Origin of the sequence: Agrobacterium larrymoorei (assembly GCF_037722385.1) — a bacterium.
In the GTDB taxonomy this organism is placed as follows: Bacteria; Pseudomonadota; Alphaproteobacteria; order Rhizobiales; family Rhizobiaceae; genus Agrobacterium; species Agrobacterium larrymoorei_C.
Map to the genome: position 1 here is coordinate 351294 of NZ_JBBKAQ010000006.1, position 23975 is coordinate 375268.

Annotated in this window: 16 protein-coding genes; 4 read left to right on the forward strand and 12 right to left on the reverse strand. The window is 59.2% G+C overall.

Annotated elements, in window-relative coordinates:
* Nucleotides 1-15: 15 nt before the first annotated feature.
* The 10 genes from ligD to WKI41_RS11360 form a co-directional block, all read right to left on the reverse strand.
* On the reverse strand, nt 16-2511 hold the full coding sequence (gene ligD, locus WKI41_RS11315; RefSeq protein ID WP_340193584.1) for a DNA ligase D: 2496 nt from the start codon (nt 2509-2511) through the stop codon (nt 16-18).
* A gap of 3 nt (nt 2512-2514) precedes the next feature.
* Nucleotides 2515-3348 (reverse strand): Ku protein, encoded by an 834-nt coding sequence (locus WKI41_RS11320; protein ID WP_340193585.1) that lies wholly within the window; start codon nt 3346-3348, stop codon nt 2515-2517.
* Between the two features lie 20 nt (nt 3349-3368).
* Nucleotides 3369-3623 (reverse strand): hypothetical protein, encoded by a 255-nt coding sequence (locus tag WKI41_RS11325; protein WP_340193586.1) that lies wholly within the window; start codon nt 3621-3623, stop codon nt 3369-3371.
* 71 nt (nt 3624-3694) lie between these two features.
* Nucleotides 3695-6100, reverse strand: coding sequence for an FdhF/YdeP family oxidoreductase (locus tag WKI41_RS11330; RefSeq protein WP_340193587.1), 2406 nt, complete (start codon nt 6098-6100; stop codon nt 3695-3697).
* Nucleotides 6101-6235: 135 nt separating this feature from the next.
* A complete protein-coding gene (locus tag WKI41_RS11335; RefSeq protein ID WP_340193588.1) occupies nt 6236-6466 on the reverse strand; it encodes a hypothetical protein in 231 nt (76 codons plus the stop codon).
* Between the two features lie 151 nt (nt 6467-6617).
* Nucleotides 6618-8345, reverse strand: coding sequence for an acetyl/propionyl/methylcrotonyl-CoA carboxylase subunit alpha (locus WKI41_RS11340; RefSeq protein ID WP_340193589.1), 1728 nt, complete (start codon nt 8343-8345; stop codon nt 6618-6620).
* 17 nt (nt 8346-8362) lie between these two features.
* Nucleotides 8363-9955: a 5-oxoprolinase/urea amidolyase family protein gene (locus tag WKI41_RS11345; protein ID WP_340193590.1), complete on the reverse strand. Its 1593-nt coding sequence runs from the start codon at nt 9953-9955 to the stop codon at nt 8363-8365.
* Nucleotides 9956-9962: 7 nt separating this feature from the next.
* On the reverse strand, nt 9963-10769 hold the full coding sequence (locus tag WKI41_RS11350) for a putative hydro-lyase (RefSeq protein WP_340193591.1): 807 nt from the start codon (nt 10767-10769) through the stop codon (nt 9963-9965).
* 16 nt (nt 10770-10785) lie between these two features.
* The gene (locus WKI41_RS11355; protein WP_340193592.1) at nt 10786-11547 is read right to left on the reverse strand and encodes a 5-oxoprolinase subunit PxpA; all 762 of its coding nucleotides are present in this window, start codon (nt 11545-11547) and stop codon (nt 10786-10788) included.
* A 72-nt stretch (nt 11548-11619) separates the two neighbouring features.
* Nucleotides 11620-12858 carry an NRAMP family divalent metal transporter gene (locus tag WKI41_RS11360; protein ID WP_340193682.1) on the reverse strand — a complete coding sequence of 413 codons (1239 nt, stop codon included), beginning with the start codon at nt 12856-12858 and terminating at the stop codon, nt 11620-11622.
* A gap of 277 nt (nt 12859-13135) precedes the next feature.
* On the opposite strand from WKI41_RS11360, the gene WKI41_RS11365 reads away from it, so the two are divergent.
* Nucleotides 13136-13801: a GntR family transcriptional regulator gene (locus tag WKI41_RS11365; protein WP_340193593.1), complete on the forward strand. Its 666-nt coding sequence runs from the start codon at nt 13136-13138 to the stop codon at nt 13799-13801.
* A 107-nt stretch (nt 13802-13908) separates the two neighbouring features.
* On the opposite strand, the gene WKI41_RS11370 is transcribed toward WKI41_RS11365, so the two are convergent.
* Nucleotides 13909-14634 (reverse strand): outer membrane protein, encoded by a 726-nt coding sequence (locus tag WKI41_RS11370; RefSeq protein ID WP_340193594.1) that lies wholly within the window; start codon nt 14632-14634, stop codon nt 13909-13911.
* A 261-nt stretch (nt 14635-14895) separates the two neighbouring features.
* Here WKI41_RS11370 and WKI41_RS11375 point away from each other — a divergent pair, with 261 nt between their 5' ends.
* Genes WKI41_RS11375 through pbpC form a run of 3 tightly spaced genes read left to right on the forward strand, consistent with a single transcriptional unit; the run spans nt 14896 to nt 23025 of the window.
* Complete coding sequence (locus tag WKI41_RS11375) at nt 14896-15459, forward strand: GNAT family N-acetyltransferase (RefSeq protein ID WP_340193595.1); 564 nt, start codon at nt 14896-14898, stop codon at nt 15457-15459.
* A 46-nt stretch (nt 15460-15505) separates the two neighbouring features.
* Nucleotides 15506-20947, forward strand: a complete 5442-nt coding sequence (locus tag WKI41_RS11380; protein WP_340193596.1) for an MG2 domain-containing protein — start codon at nt 15506-15508, stop codon at nt 20945-20947.
* The gene (pbpC, locus tag WKI41_RS11385) at nt 20944-23025 is read left to right on the forward strand and encodes a penicillin-binding protein 1C (protein ID WP_340193597.1); all 2082 of its coding nucleotides are present in this window, start codon (nt 20944-20946) and stop codon (nt 23023-23025) included. Before WKI41_RS11380 ends, pbpC begins: the two co-directional genes overlap by 4 nt.
* A gap of 39 nt (nt 23026-23064) precedes the next feature.
* Here the strand turns inward: pbpC and WKI41_RS11390 are convergent, their stop codons facing one another.
* A complete protein-coding gene (locus WKI41_RS11390) occupies nt 23065-23571 on the reverse strand; it encodes a cupin domain-containing protein (protein WP_340193598.1) in 507 nt (168 codons plus the stop codon).
* Nucleotides 23572-23975 lie beyond the last annotated feature (404 nt).

Genomic DNA, 23975 nt, shown 5'->3' on the forward strand with positions numbered 1-23975 from the left:
AACGCTATCCAGATATCACCCGGGAAGTGGCTTTGCGGATGTCCAGAAGTCCGCCCATGGGTCAGACTTCCTCGCCTTCAGATGCTTTGGCGTGTTCTTAACCGTGAATCCTGCCGGACCTTTAACATCAGGCAAATCCGCCCATGCGAGCGGCATGGAGACCGTAGCGCCCGCTCTGGCGCGGGTGGAGTAGGGCGCGACCGCGGTGCTTCCACGCCCATTGCGCAGATAGTCAACGAAGATGCGGCCATTGCGCTTGGCTTTAGTGGCCACAGCCAGGTACTTATCCGGCTCATCTTTGCCCATGTCCGTCGCAAGTTTCTTCGCAAAACTTTTCACCTTCGCCCAGCCGGCTTTCGGCTCCAATGGCGTAACGACATGCAGGCCCTTGCCGCCGGAGGTTTTGACAAAGGCGGAGAGGCCCACGGCTTCCAGCCTCGATTTGAGGTCGAGCGCTGCTTCGACGACGGCACTCCACGCCACATCCTCACCGGGATCAAGATCCATGGTGATCAGGTCCGGCTTTTCCCACGCTTTGGTGGTCGAGCCCCAGGGATGTATTTCCAGCACGGCGGATTGGACGAGCGCCATCATGCCATCGAAGTCATTGATCACCACCAGCGGTTCGCCCGATCTATCCTTTGGATCTTTGATCGCGCCGATGGCTTTGTTCATCCCTCGCCATGGGTGCTTCTGGAAGAATTTCTGTCCATCTATTCCTTCCGGGCATCGCAACAAGGAGAGTGCGCGGTTCGTGACATAGGGTGCAATATGCTCCCATACCTCGGCGTAATAACCAGCAAGATCGGCCTTGGTGATCTTCTGATCCGGCCAATAGAGGCGCTCTGGATGGGTGAATTTGATCTTCGTCTGCGGCGTCTCCGCAGAGTTATCTGTGTCACGCTTTGCCACCTCCGCCACCTCCCGACTGATCTCCTTGGGTGCTTTGTCTTCCCGCAGACCTTTGAAAGAGGCATGGCGGAGGTTGCCATCGCCAGACCAACCCCGAAACTCCACCTCCGCCACAAGCTCTGGCTTCACGTAGTGAAGACCACGGCGCGCAAGTGCGGTCAGCTTTTGCGAGAAGGGACTTTCCTTCTGGGTGAGCGGTTTCAATCGCTCGAAGATCATTTCGGACGTCTCGCCGGTAAAGCCTGTCCCAACTCGGCCGACATGCCGAAGAGCGCCTTTTTCATACACGCCGAGTGCCAGTGAACCGATGGCCTGATCGGATGAGGATGAGAGCGTGTATCCGCCTATGACGAACTCCTGGCCGCTGCTGCATTTGGATTTGATCCACTGCCCTTTTCGGCCGGACACGTAAGGGGAGTCCGCGACCTTGGAGATCACGCCTTCCAGACCCAGCGTGCAGGCGTGCTGTAGAACCTTGTCGCCCTCCTCCTGAAAATGTGCGCTGTAGCGCAGGACCGGGTCGTCAGAGGGAAGCAGCTTTTCCAGGAGCGCTTTGCGATCGATGAGTGGCGCCTCCTGAAGATCCTGTCCATCGAGGTAGAGCAGGTCGAAGACGTAATAGCGGAAACGATCCTGCCGGCCCTCGCTGAGATCGGCCTGAAGTGAAGAAAAGTCGGAAACGCCGCTGTCTTTTTCCACGACGAGTTCGCCATCTATTATGGCTGTCTCTACGGGAAGTGCGGCAAGCGACTGGCTGATGGCCTCTCCGAATTTCTCCGTCCAATCCAAACCACTTCGGGTCAGGAGAACGACCTCTCCCTTCTCGACCCGAGCCTGGAGGCGATAGCCGTCGAATTTGATTTCATGCAGCCAGCGCGAGCCTTCCGGCGCATTGTTCTTCAACGTCGCAAGCGCTGGTTCGATAAAAGACGGCATTGCAGCCTTATGGCTTCCCTTTGGGAAATCATGCGGCTGTTTGCTGGCCGTCTTTTTGTTTTTCGCCTTCGCCGACGCGTCTTTTGAAATCCACGTGTCCTTTGGGTTTTTTGCCACTTGCTCAAGGCTTCGACCGGTCTTGACGGAGTTGGCGGCTTCCTCGATCAAGTCGATGGTGTCGCTGGCCTCTTCGTCATGGGCCTTGATGAGCAGCCAGTTTTCTCGCTTTTCGTCCGGTTTGCCCTTCATCCGCACAAGATGCCAGCGGCCCTTCAGCTTTTCGCCATCGAGCTCGAACTCCATATGGCCTTTTCGGTAGGCCTTTTTCGCATCCCCGATCGGAGTCCAGGTGCCGCGATCCCAGACAATGACCGTACCGCCGCCATACTGACCCTGAGGAATGATGCCTTCGAAGTCGGCGTAACTCAGCGGATGATCCTCGACATGAACGGCAAGTCGTTTTTCGTTGGGATCGAGGCTCAGGCCTTTGGTCACGGCCCAGCTTTTCAGCACACCATCCATCTCGAGACGGAAATCATAATGCAGACGCCGCGCATCGTGTTTCTGCACGACGAAGCTGTTGCCGCTCGTAGCCGCTGCCTCGCCTTTCGGCTCCGGCGTTTTATCGAATTTGCGCTTCTGGTTGTAGGTTTGAAGGCCCATGGGTTAGCTCGCCTTCTTGCGTTTCGTGGTCCCTGACGACTTCGCCTTAGCCGCCTTCTTGTCGGAGACGCCGGCGCTTTGGCGCAAGGCTTCCTTCAGGTCGATGACATTGTCGCGCTTCTCAGGCTCGCGCTTCTTGATCGTCTTGCCTTCGATCTTCGCCTGCACCAGTTCCGTCAGGGCGTCGTTATAGCGGTCGCTGTAGCGCGACGGATCGAACTTCCCCGCCCGCTTTTTGATGATATGGCCTGCCAGTTCCAGCATCTCGTCGTCGAACTCGATATCGGGAATGGACTTGAAGGCCGCGGCTTGCGAGCGCACTTCGTAATCATAGTTCAATGTCGTGGCGATCACGGCGTCACCGTCGAGCCGTATCAACAGCATTCTGTTGCGGCGAAAAAGGATCGCCTCTGCAAGCGCTGCTACCTGGCGCTCCCGCAGCGTCTGCGCCAACAGTGAGAGCGCTTCGCGGTCCTCGTCTGTCGAAGGCGAAAGATAATAGGGCTTGTCAAAATAGAGCTTGTCGATCTCGTCGCATTCGAGAAAATTTTTGACCCGGATGACTTTGTTACCGTCAGGCATAAGCTCTGCAAGCTCATCGCCTTCGATGACGATATGGTCGCCATTCTCTAGCTCATAGCCCTTGACCTGCTGGTCGCGCTCGACCTTGTCACCGGTTTCGCTGTCCAGATATTGTCGTTCGACGCGGTTGCCAGTCTTTCGATTGATGATGTTGAAGGAGATCTTTTCCGAAGAGGAGATTGCTGTGTAGAGTCCGACATCACACTGAAAATCAGCGAATTTGATACTGCCTCTCCACACGGCTCTTGGCGCCATCGCCAGCCTCCTTTTACGCTCTAACTTTGACTGGAACGCTCGCGATCGATGATGCGCTCGACGGCCACGACATCGTCCTGCGAAAACACCGGGACAGGATCGGAAGCCATGGCTTCCATCACATCCGGCGAAAGCCCGCCATGACGCGCCACCCACTCCATCGCTTCACGGGTCTCACGCTCGGCCTTCAACTGCGCATAAAGGGCCACAATCAGCCTGTCACGAATATCGGGCTGTTGATCCTGTCGGTCCGTGGTTTTCGCAGTATGTGCCATGTTTCTTAAATTCCGCACTGGATCGAAGGTTCCCCGCGTGATGGTGATTCAATGACGCTTCTGCATGATGATCAACGAGCCGCATCCGTTCGTGTGGTCGACGGCTGCACGATGACAGGCAGAAACTTGTATGCTGGCGTTTTAGCTTTCGGATCATGGTGATCGAGCGGAAACAGCGGGTTGGTTTCGGGGTAATAGGCCCCACAGCTTCCTTCGGGAATATTGTAGGCAACGACCGTGAAACCGTGGACCGCTCTCGGCCTGCTCTCGTCCATTGCCGTCGTCAGGTCCACGATCATCCTGTCCCTCAAACCAAGCCTTTCAATGTCCTTGGGATTCATGAAGATCACTTTGCGCGATCCGTGGATGCCGCGGAAGCGGTCGTTGTAGCCATAGATCGTGGTGTTGAACTGGTCGTTGGAGCGCAGTGTCATCAGGTAAAGCGTTTCGGGGGAGGCTGCCTCCTCGACGGGGAAAAGCTTTTTCGGCGTCAGAAAATTCGCCTTGCCGGACGCGGTCACCCATTTGCGTTCACGGGCGGGAAGGGGCCGCGTCATGCCGCCCGGTTGGAAGGCGCGCTTGTTGAAGTCGCGGAACGTATCGGGATAGGTCAATTCGATTGCGTTGCGGATGCGGGAATAGTCGGCGACCCAGGAGTCCCATGGAACTTTGCCCGTCGTCAATGTCGCCTTGGCAAGCCCCGCAACGATGGCGGGCTCGGAGAGCAGCATGTCGCTGATCGGTGCCACCTGGCCTCTGGAGCCGTGGAAATGTGCGAGAGAGGATTCCATCGTCACGCGCTGTTCGCCGCTCTGTTGCCTGTCGATCTCCAGACGGCCAAGACAGGGTAGAAGATAGGCGATCTCCCCATGGACCACGTGGCTGCGGTTCAGCTTGGTAGCGATCTGCACCGTCAGGCGCAGCTTTCGCCAAGCAGGCTCGATGGCATCGGTATCCGGAATGGCACGCAGGAAATTACCACCAAGGCTCAAAAAAGCCTTGGCTTCTCCCTTGATGATCGCCTGGCAGGTCTCGACGGTGGAGTGGCCCATTTCCCGTGGCGGGGTGAAATGATAAAGTTCGGCCAGCTTGTCGAGCGGAACGAGATCCGGCTTTTCGCTGATCCCGACCGTGCGCTGCCCCTGGACATTGGAGTGGCCCCGCACCGCGCAGATGTTAGCGCCAGGTTTGCCGATATTGCCGCGCAGCAATGCGAGATTGGCGATCATATGGACATTCTCAACGCCCATGAGATGCTGAGTCACGCCCATGCCGTAACAAATGAGCACCGCATCGGATTCCGCATAGATCTTCGCAGCTTCCTCCATTTCCGCGCGCTTCAAGCCGGAGTAGCGTTCAAGCTTTTCCCAGGAATGGGCGCGGGCCGCGGCCGCAAACTCCTCAAACCCTTGGGTATGGTCGTCGATGAAGCTGTGGTCGAGAACATGCTTGTTTTCAGCAGCCGCGATGGATGAGGCGAAGGCAACGGCCGAGGCGTTGCTCGGATCTTCAGGCTGGGTGTCGCCCTTCTGGATCGGGCTTGGGGCCAGCCCATGAACAAGATCGTCCGCCTCGATCAAGGCTTTGGCAATGCCGAAGATAGCAGCGATGTCGCCGCCATTGCGAAGTTGATAGTAGCGCGAGGAGATCGGGGTGGCACCCGGTGTCAGCATCTCGGTGGGCGATTGCGGATTGACGAATTCTTCGAGCCCGCGCTCCCGCAACGGATTGAAGGTGACGATCTTGACGCCGCGCTGCACGGCTTCCTGCAACTGGTGCAGCAGCCTGGGGGAGGATGTTGCGACGTTCTGCCCGATGTAGAAAATGCAATCGCAGTTCTGGAAATCCGAGAGAATGGCGGTTCCGACCGATGCACCAATGCTCTCCGGTAGCCCAACCGACGAGCTTTCGTGACACATGTTGGAGCTGTCGGGCAGATTGTTCGTGCCGTAAATGCGGGCAAAGAGCTGCCACATGTAGGAGGTCTCAAGCGAAGCTCGGCCGGACACATACATCTCAGCCTGGTTCGGCTCGATAGCTCTGAGCTCCCTTCCAATCTCGTCGAAGGCCTCCTGCCATGTCGTAGGCACATACTGATCTCTCGCTGCATCCCAGCGCATCGGGTGGGTCAGACGACCAACGGATTCGAGGTCATGGTCGCTCCAGCCCTCCAGTTCGCGTAGCGTATGATGGGCGAAGAATTTTGGATCGGCCCTGCGAGACGTCGTTTCCCACACCGTAGCCTTTGCGCCGTTCTCACAAAATTCCAGCGGGTGAGGCTTGGCCGGCTTCTCCCAGGCACAGCTGACGCACATCGCGCCGCCGTGCTTGTTCTGGCTCATCAAAACCTTCGGCGCACGTGTCGCTGCATCCTCCTTCACGAGATATTTGGCGACGGATTTAGCCGATCCCCAGCCACCCGCCGGCGAATGATAAGGCCTGACCTCCAGCTTCGTGTCGTCGTCGGATCGTTTCATCGTGGCGTCTTTCTGAAGGTGTCGTGCCCGCTTATCTGCGGACAGAATTGCTCATCTCTCATTGGCTTGCGCCGCGGAGGGAGAAACGAATATTGGGGGAGAGATGGTCGACGAAAGCGCTCGGCGCTTCAGAGATTACCCTCTGAAGTCGCCCTCGTTCATGTCGCGCTCGTCGTAATTCATGTCCCAGTCTTTTTCGGGCTTTTTAGTGCCCGGCGGCAGCTTGTTCGCCGTCGCGTCGTCGGAACCGGTGACGACAGTGGGTTTGGCGCTTGCGACGCCATTATTGTCCGAGGTCTTCTTCCCCGGCGCAAATTGCGGCTTTGCGTCCGCATGGATCTTGTCGACGTCTTTCTCAGAGCTCATGGGAACCTCCATTGGTTCATGAGCTAACCTCGAAGCATGAGGTGTGTTCCGTCAGCCGACATTCAGAAGCATGCGATGGCGCCCTTAAATCAGCGCGCCATCGGCGAGAACAATTGAGCAGGCGCGGTTCTCGCCGGCTCCAAAAGAGTGATCAATCAATCGTCATCAGCGCGTGGCCGGCCTGAACGTAATCGCCTTCCTTGACCAGAAGATGGATATTACCGCTTTTTGCGGCGTGGATCTGGGTTTCCATTTTCATCGCTTCCATCACCGCAACAAGATCGCCTTCCACGACCGCCTCGCCATCTTCGACCTTGAAAGACTGCAACGTGCCGGAAACAGGCGCGACGATCTCGCCTTCGTTCCTGGCAGCAGCGGCGCTAGTTGCAGTTGATACTCCACCGCCGACGCTGCCAAGGGCAGAGAGCAGAAGGGTCGGCAGGCCGACCGACACGCGCTTGCCATCGATTTCAAGGTAGGTGCGATGGATGGATGGGTCATCCGCCTGGGCAGGGCGCTCCATTGCGTCCGGCATGGCGGCAAAATCTGTCTCGATCCAGCGGGTGTGAACCTTGAAGCCGTTCTCGCCGGTAAAATCGTCCGTCTCAAGTGCTGCGCGGTGGAAGGGCAGGACAGTTGCCACGCCTTCGATCCGGAATTCCTTCAGCGCGCGACGGGCGCGTTGCAGCACCTGCTGACGGTTTTCGCCCGTGACGATCAGCTTTGCCATGAGAGAATCGAACACGCCGGGCACGCTCGAACCAGTCACGACACCGCTATCGAGCCGCACGCCTGGGCCGGATGGTGGATCGAAGACCGTAATCGCTCCAGGCGTGGGCAAGAAGCCACGGCCTGGATCTTCGGCATTGATGCGGAACTCCATCGAGTGGCCACGGGGTTCTGGCGTTTCCAGAACGCGAAGCGTCTTGCCTTCGGCAACGCGAAACTGCTCGATTACCAGATCGATGCCGGTTGTTTCCTCTGTAACCGGGTGCTCGACCTGAAGGCGGGTATTGACCTCCAGAAACGAAATCGTGCCATCGACGCCCAGCAGAAACTCCACCGTGCCCGCACCACTGTAGCCGGCGGCAGCACAGATTGCCTTGGCAGCAGCGTGGATTTTCTGCCGGTGTTCGTCCGAGAGGAATGGGGCCGGGGCCTCTTCGATCAGTTTCTGGTTACGGCGCTGCAGCGAGCAGTCGCGGGTGCCGAGCACCAGAACGTTGCCGTGCTTGTCGGCCAGAACCTGCGCTTCGATATGGCGCGGCCGGTCGAGGAAGCGCTCGAGGAAGCATTCGCCGCGACCGAAAGCGGCGGTTGCTTCTCTGACGGCAGACTCGTAAAGATCGGCGATCTCCTCCATCTTCCAGGCAACCTTCAAGCCGCGTCCACCACCGCCATGCGCGGCCTTGATGGCGACCGGCAGACCGTGTTCTTCGGCAAAGGCAATGACTTCGGCTGCGGTTTCCACCGGGCCGTCGCTGCCAGCGACGAGTGGCGCGCCAACGCTTGTCGCGATACGGCGTGCCTCGACCTTATCGCCAAGCGCATCGATCACCTTCGGATCGGGACCGATCCAGATCAGGCCGGCATCAAGCACAGCCTGGGCAAATTCTGCGCGTTCGGACAGAAAACCGTAGCCGGGATGGATGGCATCCGCACCCGAACGCTTGGCGATGGCGATGAGCTTGGGGATGTCGAGATAGGTTTCCGAAGGACGCACGCCTTCCAGCGCATAGGCTTCATCCGCCATGCGCACGAACACCGCATCCTGATCCGGGTCGGCATAGACGGCGACCGACTGGAGACCGTAATCGGAGCAGGCGCGAATGATACGGACAGCGATTTCGCCGCGATTGGCAATCAGAACTTTCTTCATCGCTCTTCTCCTCGGATTCAAATGTTCTTGGCCGTGATGTCGGCGAAAGGCCCGATTGGGCGGAACTGGATTCTGGCATTGACGGGAATCTGCCCGGCGAGATCGAGATGGTATTCAGCCACAGCGCCAATCACGGGATAACCGCCGGTTAGTGGGTGGTCGGCAAGGAAAAGAACCGGCTGGCCGCTGTGGGGAATCTGGATCGCGCCCGTGGCCGTGCCTTCGCTTGGTAGCTCGGCATTGTCGCGCCGCTCCACCGGTACGTCACCTGCAAGGCGGATGCCCACGCGGTTGGATTGCGGCGTCACCTGCCAGAGCTGGCTCGTTAGCGTCTCGATGCCCTTTTGCGTGAACCAGTCCGTGCGCGGTCCAAGAACGACGTCGAGTATGACGACCTCGCCCACAGCCGGTGGTTCGAAGGCAGGGATCTCATCGATGGCAACGCTCGAAACCTCGTTCGTTTCCGTTCTTAGCGGCAGGATCGTACCTGCCGTGACCGGTTCCGGGCCGACGACAGCGAGCGTATCGGTGGCAAAGCTGCCAAGAACCGGCTCGACATCGAAGCCGCCGCGCACGGCGAGATAACAGCGCATGCCTTTTGGCGGCTGGCCGAGCGTAACGGTATCGCCGGGTTCAAGTGAGATGGGCGCGTAAGACTTCGCGCTGAAACGCCCCTTTGGCGTTTCGATGATGACCGAGCAGGGCGCACCGGTGAGACCTATGACGGCACGGCTCGTAGCGCGGAAGGAAAAGCCGCCGAGCGTCAGTTCCAGGCAGGGCGTGTTGTGTGGATTTCCGACGATGCGGTTTGCCGCGTTGAAAGCGCTTCGATCAAGCGCGCCGGACGCAGAAACGCCCTGTCCGGTCTGTCCGAAGCGACCGAGATCCTGAAACAAAGCCGGCATGGGAGCAGCCAGCACTTCGAAATGCGGCCCTTCGCGCGACGGCTCCTTGCGCGGCTTTGCCTCCGAGACTGGAAGGCTGATCCTTCCTGAAGCCTTGTCCATGTCGAAAAAGCGAACGCGGTAGCCGGGCTGGAAGAGCGCGCCGGGCTCGCGATCGATATCCCACATCTTCACGGGTGTGGTGCCGATAATCTGCCAGCCGCCTGGGCTATTTTGCGGATAGACACCGCTAAAGGCGCCAGCCAGCGCCACGGAGCCCGCCGGAATGCGGGTGCGTGGGCTTTGCCGCCGGGGAACATGCAGTGCGGGATCGCCGCCGACGAGATAGCCGAAGCCCGGCGCAAAGCCACAAAAAGCGACAGTGAATTCACTCTCCGTATGCCGGCGAACAACTTCGTCCACGCTAAGGCCAGTCAGCGCCGCGACGTCGCTCAGGTCTTCGCCGTCGTAATGAACCGGAATTTCGACCAGCTTGTCCGACGGCGGAATCTTTCCCGTCAGGTCGCGACGCGAAAGCTCTGCGGCAAGCGCTTCGCGATCAATCTTTTCCGGACGGAAGCGGATCGTCAGTGTGCGTGCGGCCGGAACGGTTTCCTCTATGCCCTCGACAGGATCGTTTTCGAGCGAGGCGAAAAGCGCAAGTGTTTGGTCCAGATCGGCAAGCTCGACCAGGATCGTCGTGAGACTGACGGGAAGAAAACGCATCATATCCTCACGCGTGATAGGCGGAATCGGGAATGTCGGTAATGAACATGTGGCCCGGCGCATGGGTGATGGCAAATGGCACGCCAGACGCCATGACCGCCGCCTGCGGGGTAACACCGCAGGCCCAGAACACCGGCACTTCGCCGGGCTCGATGCGCACAGGATCGCCGAAATCCGGCTTTGCGAGATCGGTGATGCCAAGCTCCTCCGGCATGCCGATATGCACCGGTGCGCCATGAACTGCTGGAAAACGACCGGAAATCGTCGCTGCATCGGCCACGCGTGAGGCCGGGATCGGGCGCATCGAAACGACCATATTGCCCATCAGACGCCCGGCTGGACGGCAGGCGCGGTTGGTCAGATACATCGGCACATTGCTCTTATCTGTCATGTGACGGATCTCGATGCCCGCTTCCACCATCGGCGTTTCGAATGTGAAGCTGCAGCCGATCAGAAAGGCGACCATATCGTCGCGCTCGGCCCAGGCCGACGTGGCATCATGCGTTTCTTCCGCGAGCTTGCCATCACGCCAGATGCGGTAGAGGGGCAGATCGGTTCGAAGATCGGCACCCGGCGCAAGCATCGTGGTGGGTGACCCGGGATCGGACACGTCAAGTACCGGGCAGGGCTTTGGATTGCGCTGCGCATAGAGCAGGAAGTCGAAGGCCCAGTCGCGCGGTAGTACGATCATGTTGGCCTGCGTGAAGCCGGGTGCGATACCGGAGGTCGGCTGAACCAGACCGGCGCGGTAGCTGGCGCGTGCTTTTTGAGCAAGCTCAAGGCTCTTGGCGGTGTATGATGCAGGGATGGTCACTGGCCACTCCTATCGGTCAAGAGGTGAAAGAGCGAACGGCAATACCGTCCGTTTCAAACCGGCGGCGAATTTCGCGGGCAATATCGACCGCGCCTGGGCTATCGCCATGAACGCAGATGGACTGTGCGTCGATCTTGATTACGCTGCCATCAATGGCTTCCAGAGTTCCCTGGAGTGCCAGTTGCACCATGCGATCGGCGATTTGATCGGCATTGTGGAGGACCGCACCCTTCTCGCGACGGGACACGAGTTGCCCATCCGGCGTATAGGCACGGTCGGCAAAAGCTTCGGCGACGACCGAAAGTCCGGACTTTCGCGCCAGTTCAAGAATCGGCGCATTGGCCAACCCCATCAGCACCAGCGATGGATCGACAGCTTTGATACCGTCGATCACGGCTTGGCCTTGTTTGGCGTCATTGGCGATCCGGTTGTAAAGCGCGCCATGCGGCTTAACGTAGTGCACCGTCGTGCCGGCTGCTGCCGCGATGCCTTTCAGCGCGCCGATCTGATAGATGACATCGGCGATCAGATCTTCCGGTGTCACATCCATGTCCCGGCGTCCAAAGCCGACGCGGTCTGGATAAGAGACGTGAGCACCGATCGTTACGCCATTTGCGGCGGCGGCCTTCACGGTCTTGTAGATGCCGGTCGGATCGCCAGCGTGAAAGCCGCAGGCGATGTTGGCGCTGGAGACGATGGAGAGCATCGCCTCGTCATCACCCATGCTCCATGCGCCGTAGCTTTCGCCAAGATCGCTGTTCAGGTCGATATGCGCCATGTCGTCTTTCTCCTCACCTGTTGGTGCTCGTGGTCACGCTCATGTGGCCACGAGCTTCTTTGTCTGGACTCTTCAGAGGCCGAGAAGCCCGAAGATGGTGCCAGCCGATTTGTAGCCCATGTACCACGTCAACGCGCAGGTCAGAACGCCAAGCCCAAGAAGCACGCGGGAATAGCGATGGCCGCCCATCAGATCTTCACGCTTCCATGCGGCGAAGAGGAAGATGCTGAGGCCGATCGGGAGGATCAGGCCGTTCAAGCCGCCGACGAAGACCAGCATGGCCGCTGGCGGCGTGGTGATCAGCAGGTAGGCGACGAGCGACACGGCAATGAAGATGACCGTCGCAATATTGCGGGCACGCTCGCTCATGTCCTGCCTGAAGACAGGAAGGAACGACACCGACGTATAGGCGGCGCCGATGACGCTGGTAATAGCCGCCGCCCAGAAGATGATGCCGAACAGACGGAAACCGAGATCGCCTGCAGCCGAACGGAACGCCTGTCCAGCCGGATTCGCGGCCTGGCTGGAGGTGTCGATGATGACACCGCTGGCAACAACGCCGAGGATAGCAAGGAACAGCACGTAGCGCATGATGCCGGTGACGGCGATGCCCGTGAGCGCCGCGCGATTGACGGCGGGCAGATTTTCAATGCCGACCATGCCGCGATCCAGCAGACGATGAGCGCCGGAATAGGTGATGTAGCCGCCCACGGTGCCGCCGACGATGGTGGTGATGGTAGCGAAATTGATCGTGTCTGGCAGGAAGGTCTGGCGGAAGGCATCGCCCACAGGCGGTGCGGAAACGAAGGCAACATAGAGCGTCAGCACGATCATCAGGATGCCGGCGAAGATGATGAAGCGATCGACCGCCAGGCCTGCGCGCTTGGAAAGAAAGATGGCGATGGCAAAGACCGAGCTGATGGCACCGCCGATCTTCGGATCAAGACCGAACATCGCGTTCAGGCCAAGGCCGGTGCCACCAATGTTGCCGATGTTGAAGAAAAGGCCGCCGATGATGACGAGGATCGCAAGAAGATAGCCAGAACCGGGTATGGCTGCATTGGCGATGTCCGATGCGCGCATGCGTGTCAGCGTCACGATGCGCCAGATATTCAGCTGAACAACGAAGTCGATGAGGATGGAAGCCAGGATGCCAAAGGCGAAGGCGGCACCCAATTGAGTGGTGAATGTCGCCGTTTGGGTGATGAAGCCTGGGCCGATGGCCGATGTCGCCATCAGGAAGATGGCCGATAGCAGTGCAAAGCGTGTGGACGTTGGTTTGGACGCAGCCGCGTTCGTGCGGCCGGGCATTTGCTCGGTCTGCTGCATGAGAGTTTTCCTGTTCTTATCGTCACCCGCCCCTCGCGGATGCTTATGAGGTCATCATGGATGGTTTGTTTGTGATGTCAATATTGTTCAACAATATTTTTGTTTTGTTCATTCATACGTCTGTTCTTTGCTCGATAGTGGCGCTCTGAACGCGACTTTGTCGTGCTACCGGCACCGCCGTTAAAGCCGTTGAAACTATTGCTTGATTCCGCCAGTCTTTTGTTATCTGAAGACCGCGCAAGAAGAAGCGAGGAAGCCTGTGACAGACACACGTGAAAGCATGCCGCTGTCCGACTGGATCGCCAAGCGCATCCGCCTCATGCTGATTTCGGGTGAACTCAAACCTGGCCAGCGCATATCCGAAGCAGCTTTCAGCGAGCATCTGGAAGTATCGCGCAACTCTCTGCGCGAGGCCTTTCGCATCATGACAAAGGAAGGGCTGCTTCGTCACGAGACCAATCGCGGCGTCTTCGTGCAGACGCCGACCATGGCATCGATCATGGATATCTACCGCGTGCGGCGCATGCTCGAATGCGGCGCGCTGCGCAAGGCATGGCGCCTGCATGAATCCGTCAAGGCCATGCGCCAGGCGGTGGAAGAGGCCAAGCAGAAGCGCGAGCAGGAGCTGTGGGTCGATGTCGGCAGCGCCAATATGGCCTTCCATTCGGCTGTCGTCGCGCTTGCCGATAGCGAGCGCTTGAGCGAGCTTTACGAAAGAGTATCCGCCGAACTGCGCCTCGGTTTCGCGCTCATCGAGGATCCGCGCCTGCTGCACTCGCCCTTCGTCGATATGAATGATCAGATCGTATCTTTGTGCGAGCAGGACAGGTTTGCCGAGGCAAGCGAGCAGATGGAAGAGTATCTCACCATTTCCGAAAACGGTCTTCTGAAAGCCTTTGGGAAGATCTCCAGCAAATCGAGATGAGCGCGCGCTTTTGCGGCCTGCTGTTTTGAACCACTTTCAAACCAACGCTTAACAAAAAAAGGGACCGCGCGTGGCGCGATCCCTTTTATTAAAATGATGCTTTTCGATCAGAACTGGCGACGGAAGCCTGCAGTGATGGCGTGGCTCTTGAAGTCCGTGCTGGAGACGGTGCCGTCTGTCGCGGTGAAGTCGAAGTTGTCGGCACCTGTGTAACGATAGCCGATATCGAAGGTGGTGTTGGCAAACAGCGCGCTGTCACGCAGGAAAGAGATGGTGTTCAGCTCGATGCCGACGCCTGCATCCAGATGGTATGCGAAGGCGGTGTCGCTGTCGTTCATGATCACGCCGGCACCAGCCGTGCCCTGGCGACGAAGCTTGAGGTTCATCGCGCCGATACCACCACCGAAGTAAGGCGTGAAGGCCGTGCCCGTCGGAACGTCGATGTAGCCGTTGACGTAGCCCTGGAAGTTGCGGGCGGAGCCGAAGGAGCCAGCAGCGCCTACGCCGTTCACCGTATGCGTATCGACATCCGAGCGGCCATAACCGACTTCGAGTTCGAGGCGTGGGGAAACAAAGTCGTAAGAGCCGAAGCTGTAACCGGCGCGAAATGCGCTGTAGTAGCCGACGTCGTAATCCGTGTTCACGCCGGTGGCACCGGCAGCGGCGGAGAAATTCGTGTCGTCCAGAAACGTCAGGCTGTTCAAGCTACCGATGTAGAAGCCGCCTGGATCGGCAACGACTGCCGGTTCGGTCTGAACGGCAAGATCAGCCGCATAAGCGGTGGTAGAAGCAAGCGCTGTCATCAGTGCAGCAAGCTTGAAGACGTTTCTCATTTGAAAACCTTTCTGAATCAGCCCCCGCCGATGTCGTGACACTGCGCGTGAGCCCCTCCTATGTCCACGACGTCGCACTGAATTAGCAGATGATCGCAAGCTGAAATCGCCGTTCCGTTGCAAGGCGGCAACGAATTGAGAAGGTGACGTAAGGGGAGCCAAATGACCAAGCCTCCTCGACATAATGTTGTTGTGTTTTCAATGGATGGCCGTGCTCGACAATTGGTTGCTAGCAGAAGGCGCCAAACTTGGGAGACGCAAATGGACGAGATCAGAACGAAGCGCTTGGTTCTCAGAAACTTCAAGGCGCAAGACGCGCAGGATCTGCTTGCCTATCTGCACGATCCGCGGCCCAACTGCTTTCTCTCGCATCGGCTTGAAAACCTAAAAGAGGCTGAGACAGAAGCAATCAAGCGTGGTGGCTCCGATGACTATATCGCAGTCTATTCCGCCGAGCATGACAGGGTGATCGGCGATCTCTTTGCCATTGCCGATGAGGAGGGTGATACGCTGTCCGTTGGCTGGAACTTCAATAGCGACTATGCGGGCTGCGGCTACGCTCAGGAAGCGGCTCGCGCACTGTTTCGCTGGCTCTTCGACGAGAGGCAGGTACGTCGTCTTTACGCCTATGTCGAAGACAATAATTTTGCCTCTCAGAAGCTGTGCGAGAGGCTCGGGATGCGCCGCGAAGGGCTGTTCCTGGACTTCATCTCCTTCACCAAGGACGAGGATGGACACCCGCTTTACGAGAACACGATGCAATATGCACTTTTGCGCCGGGAGTGGCAGGCGCAGACGCAAGGTTCCGTTGACAAAGAAGCTTGAATAGGACCAAAGTCGCGCCGATCATTGTGTTTTCGGGGAGAGACCGATGTCCTTTCGCGTCGTTTCGCACGCTTTTGCCCTTGTTCTTGCAGCATTGACCGCCTCGCCGCTTCTGGCGCAGGACGCGGCCCGCAAGGTGGTTACGACCGCAAATGGCGATTATTTCGGTTTCGATCTGCGCACGGAACAGAACGTCTCGCTCGACGAGTGCAAGGCCATCTGCATCGACGACAAGGGCTGCAAGGCCTTCACCTATAATCCTAAGGTGAAGTGGTGCTTTCTGAAGTCGGATTACAACCAGCTCAACGCCTTTCCGGGTGCTGTTGCCGGCAAGATCGTGGAGGCCGCCAGCGAGCCGGACCTTGGCGCGCCGCAGCGTCTTTCCTTCGTCGAGGACAGCCTCTACCAGCAGGCCCGAAAGCTGAAGGCCAACCTGCCGCAGGCGGATGATACACAAGGGCTCGATGCTCTGCTGTCACAAGCGCGCCAGCAGGCGGTGCTAGACATCCCCCAAGCCGTGGAAGCCTATAAGTCGGCGCTTTCGCTCAACCCTGAGAATGGCGCGTTGTGGGCGGAACTTTCCTTCGTGGAAGCGAAGGTCGAGAACAATTACGAGATTCTGGGCGAGGCACCGGCCGCAGCGCTCAACGCCTACCAGTTCAGCCGAACACAGAGCGCTCGATTGACCGCGCTGAACCGGCTGGCGCAGGCTTTCGAGAAGTCTCAGAACTATCGTGCGGCATTGAACACCTACAAGGCGAGCCTTGCGCTTTCGGATGTCGCCAAGACCCGTGCAGCCTATAATGATCTGCGTACCCGCCAGGGCTTCCGTGTCATCAACAATACCGTCGATACCGATAGCGTGACGCCGCGCGCCTGCATCCAGTTTTCCGAACCGCTGGTGAAGAATGCCGACTACTCGTCCTTCGTGACGCTGGATGGCGCTGCGCCAAAAGCGCTCGAAGCCAAGGGCAGCGAGATCTGCGTGGAAGGTCTGACGCACGGGCAGAAATACAAGATAGCCCTTCGTGCCGGCCTGCCGTCCTCCGTCGAAGAGCCGCTGGAGAAGCAGGTGGATCTCGACATCTACGTGCGCGACCGCTCCGGCTCGGTGCGCTTTACCGGCGACAACTTCGTGCTTCCCGGCACGGCGCGTCGCGGCATTCCGCTCGTCTCGGTCAATATCGATCATGCCGACTTGAAGCTCTACCGCGTGGGTGATCGCAACATCACCTCGCTTCTCACCAATTCGCAGTTTCTGACCCAGATGGACGGTTACGGCGCGGAGAAGATCGAAAACGAACTGGGTGAGCTCGTCTGGCAGGGCGGCATAGACATTCAGACCGAACTGAACAAGGACGTCGTCACCAGCTTCCCGGTGGATGAAGCCTTGCCGGACCGAAAGCCCGGCATCTACGTTATGACCGCCGTGCCGCCAGGCACTGCGCCGGAGAATTGGGACGCGCGCGCCACCCAATGGTTCCTCGTTTCCGATACCGGTATCACTACCTATGCCGGAACCGACGGGCTAAATGTCTTCGTCCGGGCACTGAGCAATGCCGAGCCGCTGAAGGGCGTTGCGCTCCAGCTTCTCGCCAAAAACAACGAGGTGCTTGGTTCCGCCACCACCGATGCCGAGGGACGCGCGACCTTTTCCGCGGGCCTGATGCGCGGCTCTGCCGGCCAGGCACCTGCCATCATAACGGCGCGCAATGGCGATAAGGACTACGTCTTCCTCGACATGACACGGGCAGGCTTCGATCTTTCCGATCGCGGTGTGACCGGTCGCGCGGCACCCGGCGCCATTGACGTGTTCAGCTGGACCGAACGTGGCATCTATCGCGCTGGAGAGACGGTGCATGCCGCAGCCCTTTCGCGCGACATCGAAGGCAATGCGATCGAGAACCTGCCGCTGACCTTCATCTTTTCGCGCCCAGATGGCGTGGAAGATCGCCGCTTCGTCAGCGATGGCAAGGCGCTTGGCGGTCACGCGGTCGATCTGCCGCTGCAGGAAACCGCCATGCGCGGCACATGGACGATGCGGATCTATACCGATCCGAAGGCAAGCGCGATCAGCGAGAAATCCTTCCTGGTTGATGATTTCGTCCCCGATCGCACCGAATTCGACCTGACCAGCGCATCGAAGGAGATCGATCCGGCAGGCGAAACGCAGATCAATGTCGACGGTCGCTATCTCTATGGCGCGCCGGCAGCGGGGCTAGAACTGGAAGGCGAAGTGGCGCTGAAGCCGACGCGCACCAACCCGGCTTTCGAAGGCTACTTCTTCGGCCTGGCAGACGAAGAGACGGAAGAGGAAAGCCGCACGACGCTCGATAATCTTCCTGCCCTGGATGAAAACGGCAAGGCAAGCTTCCCGGTGGAGCTTGGTGATCTTCCCTCCACCACGCAGTTTCTTTCGGCCAACATCACGGTCCGCATGCGCGAGGCGAGTGGCCGCGCGGTGGAGCGCTCGCTGACATTGCCGGTGAAGTCCGACAGCGACATGATCGGCATCAAGCCGCAATTTTCGGGCGATCTGGCGGAAAACTCCATCGGTCGTTTCCATGTGATTGGCCTTGCGCCAGATGGCAGCAGGCAGGCCATGAAGGACCTCGCCTGGAAGCTCATCAAGGTCGAGCGCAATTATCAGTGGTATCGACAGGGCAATTCATGGCGCTATGAGCCTGTGGTTCATACCAGGCAGGTGGAGACCGGCACGCTTTCCGTTACCCCGGATGGTGCGGAGATTTCCGTTCCCGTGAACTGGGGCCGTTACCGGCTGGAGGTGGAAGCCCCGCAGAATGGTGGCGCGGTCTCCAGTGTGGAATTCGATGCCGGCTGGTTCGTCGCCGCAAGCTCGACCGAAACGCCGGATGCGCTGGAAATCGCACTCGACAAGCAGAGCTACAAGGTCGGCGAGACCGCCAAGCTTCAAGTCACCTCCCGTTATGCTGGCCAGTTGATGGTGGTCGCCGGTTCCGAAAAGCTGATCTCGGTGCAGAATTTCGAGATCGGCGACAAAGGCGGCGAAGTCGAAATCCCCGTCACGGAAGATTGGGGTGCTGGCTCCTATGTAACGGCAACCCTGTTCCGCCGCGGTGACGCGCAGGAAAGCCGCATGCCGATGCGCGCCATCGGCGTGAAGTGGCTAGCGGTCGATCCGGGGGAGCGCAAGCTCGGCATTGCGCTTGACCTTCCCAAGCAGACCTTGCCAAGGCAGGCGCTGCAGATTCCGGTGCATGTTTCCGGCGCCGGTGCCGGCGACAAGGCCTATGTGACGATTGCCGCGGTGGATGTCGGTATTCTGAACCTCACCCGTTACGAGCCGCCAAAGCCGGACGAATGGTATTTCGGCCAGCGCAGGCTCGGCCTCGAAATTCGCGATCTCTATGGCCGCCTTATCGATGGTTCGCTTGGCGCCACGGGGCGTCTGAGAACCGGTGGCGATGGCGGGCAGGTTGCGCTTCAGGGTAGCCCGCCGAAGGAAAAGCTCGTCGCGTTTTTCGCTGGTCCGGTTGAACTCGATGGCGATGGCAAGGCGACGGTCAGCTTCGATATTCCGCAATTTAACGGCACTGCTCGGGTCATGGCGGTTGCCTGGAGCAAGACCGGCGTCGGCCACGCGGTCTCGGATGTCGTCATTCGCGATCCGGTGGTCGTGACTGCCAGCGCACCGAAGTTCCTCAGCCCAAGCGATGTATCGCAACTGCGGCTGGACATTGCCAACACCGATGGCGAGGCAGGCGATTACAAGATCGATGTCACCAGCAACATGGCGGTGACCGTGGATCAGGGCGAATTCTCGCAGGTGAAGAGGCTGGAGAAGGGCGGCAAGACGTCGCTTACCGTACCTTTGACGGGCGAGTTTCCCGGTGAAGGGGAAGTCTCGATCAAGGTCAGCAATGCGAGCGGTATTTCGCTGGAGCAGGCGCTGATCATTCCCGTGCGTCCATCGGTGCTTCCGGTCACGACACGCCGCAACATCAAGATTGCGCCGAACAGCAGCCTGATGGTGGACGGCAACCTGTTGGCCGACAGCTTGCTGGTCGGCTCATCTGTCTCGGTAAATGTCACCCGCTCGCCGGCCTTTGATGTTCCGGCTTTGATGATGATGTTGGACAAATACCCCTATGGCTGCGCCGAGCAGACGACGAGCCGGGCGCTGCCGCTGCTTTACGCATCGGAGTTGATGAAGGATAGCGGCGGCAAGGACGACCCGGAACTGCGCAAGCGGGTGCAGGACGCGATCTACCGGGTGCTCTCATTCCAGTCGAGCGCCGGTGGTTTCGGTCTATGGTCTCCTGGCGAAGGGGATTTCTGGCTCGACGCTTACATCACCGATTTCCTGACGCGGGCGCGCGAGCAGTCCTATGATGTGCCGGAAGCGGCCATGGTGCAGGCGCTGACCAATCTGCAAAACGGCCTTGCCTATGACAGCAACGTCAAGGATCGCGGCAACGAGATTGCTTACTCGCTCTATGTACTGGCGCGCAATCGCAAGGCTGCGATCAACGACCTGCGCTACTATTCGGATACGGCCTTGAACGAGTTTCCGACACCGCTCGCCAAGGCACAGGTCGCGGCAGCCCTCTCGCTTTATGGAGATGCCGCGCGGGCCAAGTCCGCGTTCGGGGCCTCGTTGAGCATGGCATCCTCAAGCGCGAACGTCACGCTGGCGCGAGCCGATTACGGGTCGGCCCTGCGCGACGGTGCTGCGTCGCTGGCGCTGGCGGCGGAAAGCCGTCCGGTCCCGGTAGTTGTGTCTCAGCTTGCGGGCGTCGTCTCCAAGGACTTCGAATCCAAGAGCTACACCAGCACGCAAGAGCAAGCCTGGATGGTTCTGGCGGCCCGCGCGCTGAAAGGCGAGGACAAGGATATTCGCCTGGATGTGAACGGCGCGCTGCAGCAAGGCGGCTTCAGCCAACGCATGAGCGGCGACGAGCTGCTCCAGAAGCCGCTGAGCGTGACAAATGCATCGGCAGAGCCGGTTACTGCGGTCGTCACCACGGTCGCGCCTCCGGCGAAGCCGCTGCCGGCCGGCGGCGACGGTTTCACCATCCAGAAGACCTATTATTCGATGGATGGCGAAGAGGTGAATGTCAGCGAGGTAGAGCAGAACCAGCGCTACGTCGTGGTGCTGACCGCGATTCTGCAGAACGATTGGCAGGCGCGCATTCTCGTCACCGATCTTTTGCCGGCCGGTTTTGAGATCGACAATCCGAGCCTCGTCAACAGCGCAGCACTTGTGAACTTCGACTGGCTGCCGGAAACGCAAGCGGCGCATACGGAGTTTCGTTACGACCGCTTCGTTGCTGCTTTCGACAGGACCGCGGGCGACAGCTCCGAGATCACGCTCGCCTATGTGGTAAGGGCCGTGACACCCGGCACCTATGACAACCCGGCGGCGAGCGTGGAGGACATGTATCGTCCGCAGTTCTCTGCCCGCACGGCAACGAGCCGCATGGAGGTTCGCGCAACGCAGCAATGAGGGGTTGGCGCAGCTTCTTCTTCGGCTTTGCTATGGCGGCATCGGCAACGGGTGCCGCCATCTTCGGGCTCGACCATCTGGACCGCGCCTATCCGCCACCGCTAGACAATGCGCGCCTTGTCTCCCAGGAACTGGTAGATGCGGATGGCAATCTGCTGCGCGCCTTCGCCACGCCGGACGGACGCTGGCGGTTGCAGACAACCGCAGCGGAAGTCGATCCGCAATTCATCAAGATGCTGATCGCCTATGAGGATCAGCGATTTTACGACCACCACGGTGTGGACGTCCAGGCGCTTGGGCGCTCCGCCTGGCAGCTGCTGACCAATGGCCGCATCGTTTCCGGTGCCTCGACCTTGTCGATGCAGGTCGCACGCCTCATCGAGCCTAGGGCGGATCGCTCTTTTGGTGCCAAGTTTCGCCAGATGCTGCGCGCGGTGCAGATCGAACGCCGGCTAAGCAAGGATGAAATCCTCGAACTATACCTAAACATTGCCCCCTATGGCGGCAACATCGAAGGCGTGCGTGCGGCAAGCCTTGCATGGTTCGGCAAGGAACCGAGGCGGCTGGACACGGCGGAAGCAGCGCTTCTGGTATCGCTACCGCAACTTCCCGAACGGCGCCGGCCAGATCGTTTCCCCCACGCCGCGAAAGAGGCGCGCGAGCGCGTGCTGCAAAGACTGGCCGTCGCGCGCATCGTCGGAGAAGGCGAGGCGGAGCGCGCATCGGCCGCTGCCGTTCCGCGGGATCGTCTAGGCCTCCCGGCTTTCGCACCCCATCTTGCGCAAGCCGCACGAGCGAAGTTTCCGCGCCAGCATGTCATCAGTTCTACCCTGCGCCGTGGCATTCAGAGCGAAATGGAAGCTTTGGCGCGACACGCCGCCGACAGGCTCGGTGACAAGGTGTCGGTCGCGATCGTCATGGCCGATAGCATCACAGGCGAAATTCTCGCAGACGTCGGCTCGGCGGATTTTCTCGATAGTTCCCGTCGTGGATGGGTGGAAATGAGCCGCGCGATCCGCTCGCCCGGCTCGACGCTGAAACCCTTCATCTACGGCCTTGCGTTCGAGAACGGTCTTGTCTCGCAGGAAACCATCATCGAGGACCGCCCGGCGGATTTCTCCGGTTATCGACCGCGCAATTTCGATATGCAGTATCAGGGCGATGTCAGCATCCGCCAAGCCCTGCAACTATCTCTCAACGTGCCTGCGGTAAAACTTCTGGATGCCGTCAGCCCGGCAGCACTTATGGTGCGTTTCAGACGCGCGTCGGTCAACCTCGCGCTGCCGAAGTCCGAGCCACCGGGCCTTGCCATCGCACTCGGTGGTGCTGGCATTTCTCTGGTCGACCTTGTGCAGCTTTATGCCAGCTTGGCCAATCAGGGCGAGCCGGTTAAGCTTGGGGACGGTGTAAGAAACAAGCCGGAGATCCTCGATGTTGAACCGATCTTTTCGCGCAGCGCCATCTGGAACATCACGGACACGCTTTCCGGCGTTCTACCACCGCTCGGCATGAAGCAGCGCGGCATCGCCTACAAGACCGGCACCAGCTATGGCTACCGCGATGCATGGTCGGTGGGCTTCGACGGCCGCTATGTGATCGGCGTCTGGGTTGGTCGGGCGGATAATGGTTCGGTTCCAGGCATTGCAGGATATGCTACGGCAGCGCCCCTTCTTTTTGACGCTTTCACCAAATCCGGCGTGGCGATCACGCCATTTGGGCCACCACCCGCTGGTGTTACCCGTTTGAGCTACACCGATCTACCCGCCAATCAGCGCCGTTTCACCACGACATCCAGTGGGCTTCTCTCCTCATCAAGACACGAATCCTCGCCACTTATCGTCTATCCACCGGAAGGCGCACGGGTCGAGCTTTCAGACAGCGCAGGCTCACTTTCACCACTGGTGCTCAAGCTCCAGGGCGGGCGGGCGCCTTTCCGCTGGCTCGCCAACGGCAAGCCGCTGCCAGACATTACACGCCGCCGTAGCAATGAGTGGACACCGGAAGGTCAAGGCTTTTCCACGCTCACCGTTATCGACGCCGATGGAAGGGCGTCGAGCGTGCGCATCTTCGTTCAGTAGCGATCTTTGAGGCAACCCGTATCGCGGAGCACGGCCACGTCAGAGCGACGGAGTCTTTGCCGGAAGAAGCCGGTTCTTAACGCTATAGGCAAGCGCCAGCGGCATCGGAAATGGCCTGCGCAAAAATGCGACCTTGCGAACATAATTGTCCACCCGCCACGTCGCCCAGGTGCCAGCCTTGAAGTAGGCGACATCGCCCGCATAGAGATGATGCACGGAGCCATCGGCTGCCGTCACATGCACGTCGCCCTCGATGATATGAACGGTCTCGTCCCACATGAAGAACCAACGGAATGTGCCTGCTGTGCAATCCCATAGCGCTGTATAGGCAGCTCGGTCGCCACTGCGAGAATGGTCCGCCATGCGCGCCTGTGGATTACCAGAAATAATCCACTCCGGATTGATGGGTGCCGCCTTCATCTCCATCCGCCCGGAAGCGGCCGAAACCACCGGTCCGGTTCGTCTGCGTCCCATTGCAATAGGCACGAGCGGCATCGTCCGAGCCGCCATCGCAACGGCGCTCGCTATCATCATCTTCACAACCATCGTCGGTCCCCACCTTGATTGTGAACATCGTAGCAATGACGGGTGAGCAATGGCTTTACAAATTGTTTTGAATTTTAGTTATCTTCAATAACAGATTGCTGAGGCGACCCGAGACACCAAAGCAACGTCGCCGAGTTCATTGCCGCTCAGTTCAAACCCGGATAGTTACTCACAGAGCTCCCGACTGGCGGGCCACGCCGGTCGAGGCGCGGTCCAGAAGTCTCGTAACAGCAGAATCCACTCACCACCCTGCAGCAATTTCACTGCATCATCGAGATCAGGCTTTCTACCCTTAGTTCTCATAAGCTAGTACAGCGTGGCTGACGGATTCTTTTGTATCGCGGCCGGAAGTTAGACGCGCTGCAGATGACCCCGGCAAACGAGGTCTCCACGCGACTCAGCAG